Source organism: Arcicella rosea (assembly GCF_040543805.1).
GTDB classification, from domain to species: domain Bacteria; phylum Bacteroidota; class Bacteroidia; order Cytophagales; family Spirosomataceae; genus Arcicella; species Arcicella rosea.
Genome location: NZ_JBEUMS010000035.1, coordinates 1 through 1,655, shown reverse-complemented (window position 1 = coordinate 1,655; position 1,655 = coordinate 1). Strand labels below are relative to the sequence as shown.

Below are 1,655 nucleotides of genomic sequence, written 5' to 3'. Positions count from 1 at the left end.
ATTACGACATTTATTTTTTATTCCTAAATGTATTTTAATCTTTTGTGTTAATACTGTTTTTTGTTTTAGGTTGGGCTTCTATTCCTGTTCATTTCTTTGTGTTTTGGGTTATTCCTACTTGATATTTAATGTCGATTCTTATTCCTGATTTTACTTACTCTTACTGAGTTTATTCCTAAAGATTACTCGGTTTGATTGGGCTAAAGTTAGTATGCTGGATATGGGGTTTTAGCTGATTTTCTTGCGACTTTTCTTGCATTTTTATCACTTCATCAGAGACTTTCTCTACAGAGCTTTTAGTCTCTTTCTGCTGAATATTACGCTTCTTCCATCGCTTGACTAACACTCCTTTTTGTTCATGAGCTACCACTGGTGTCAGCCTGTCACAACTATCGTGCGTCCTTAATTCATTATAGCTTTTGATGGCTCTATCGACGGCTATTTGAGCCGTTTGATGACTCTCAAAAACTTGATTTAACAGGAATTCATACTTGAGGATGCCATTTACTCTTTCCGCCAGAGCATTTTCATAAGGGTCTCCGTTTTCTGTCATCGATAATTGAATGCCTAAGTGAGCTGTCGTATTAACATAATCTTGACAACAATACTGAATACCACGGTCGCTATGATGAATGAGTTTATCCGTCCGCTTGAGGTCTTTACTAGCCATCAGCAAAGCATCAATGGCTCCCTTAGCTTCTAAAGTAGGATGAAGTTTGTAACCCACAATCTTACGACTATAAGCATCGGTGATGATACTTAAATAACTGAATCCCTTCGCTGTACGAATATAAGTAATATCACTAACCCATAATTCCCCTGCCTGATCTAAGACTAATTCCCTGATTAAATTCCCATATTTACGGTATGGATGATTAGAATTTGTGGTTATCGCTCTTGATTTACGTTGGCGAATTAGCAGACCATAATTATCAAGTAAAGTGTATAAAGCATCTCGCCCTAACTTGATATGATGCTCTACCAAACGAGGTTTTAGGCTCTCATAAAGCTTAGAAGTACCACAACGAGGTAAGTCTTTACGTATCTCCAATACCCATTTCAACACCATTGATTCCTCAAGAGGTTTTGAATGAACCACAGTCTTTTGCTCATAAAAAGCCTGACGGCTTTTGCCAAACAGTTTGCAGAAATAGCCAAGGCTGTAGGCATGACCATACCACTGCATAAGCAAAATTACTGTCTGGCTCCAGGCTTTTTTCGGATACTAATCTTGAGCTTCTCCTCGGCTACATCAATCAAGGTATTCAAGGCAATATTGTACATTTTGGCTTGCTCCAATTGTTTTTCAAGCTCCTTGGTTCTGGCTTGAAGAAGGGCTAAATCTTGTTTCTCTTGAAAAGTCATTTCTGGTAAAGATAATACCATTTCCTGAGCATATTTCAATCGCCATTTATGAATTAAAGCATAACCAGAAACAGGATGAAAATTGAAACGTTCGATAGCTTGAGCAGGCGTTAATCGCTGCTCCTCAAGTTCTCGAACTAACCAGCGACGAAAAGCCACTTCATAAGTGAAATCCTCATCCTGTTGCTCGAAAGACGAAGAAACTAAAGTTGTATTAAAAGAAGATTCGCTCGATAAAGACATTGTGCTAAAGGTTAGCTAATACTGTCAAGCTTTTTTAGGATGAGACA

The 1,655-nt window shown here is 38.0% G+C and carries 2 protein-coding genes; both read right to left on the bottom strand.

All coding sequences use genetic code 11. The features are described 5' to 3' along the window. Nucleotides 1-175: 175 nt before the first annotated feature. Complete coding sequence (locus tag ABID42_RS23970; protein WP_367285816.1) at nucleotides 176-1,186, bottom strand: IS3 family transposase; 1,011 nt, start codon at nucleotides 1,184-1,186, stop codon at nucleotides 176-178. 8 nt (nucleotides 1,187-1,194) lie between these two features. Further along, complete coding sequence (locus ABID42_RS23965) at nucleotides 1,195-1,608, bottom strand: hypothetical protein (protein ID WP_367285815.1); 414 nt, start codon at nucleotides 1,606-1,608, stop codon at nucleotides 1,195-1,197. Nucleotides 1,609-1,655 lie beyond the last annotated feature (47 nt).